We start from the raw sequence: 218 nt of genomic DNA, 5'->3' as shown, positions 1-218 counted from the left end.
TATCCTACGCAGCCACGCCTAATCGCCGCGCTTCACGCATGCTCATTCGACGATTATCCAGTAGTTGGTCATTTTTTTTGCCTTTCATAAAACCTGTAAATTTCATTCTGTTTCCGCATAGCACACACTGGTATGGATCGTTACCTGTAAACCCTTTGTATTGTTTGGCATACGTGAGTGGCTCAGCCTGTTTCAGACTCTTCTTTTCTAAAGCTAAA

The 218-nt window shown here is 43.1% G+C and carries 1 pseudogene; it reads right to left on the bottom strand.

The features are described from left to right. Positions 1 to 4: 4 nt before the first annotated feature. Positions 5 to 218 (bottom strand): annotated as a pseudogene (locus H5300_RS27640) (IS91 family transposase); the annotation flags it as partial.

The organism is Vibrio sp. SG41-7 (genome assembly GCF_014164465.1).
GTDB lineage: Bacteria > Pseudomonadota > Gammaproteobacteria > Enterobacterales > Vibrionaceae > Vibrio > Vibrio splendidus.
Note: the sequence above shows the minus strand (reverse complement) of the source record. Positions and strands in the feature narration are given on the sequence as shown.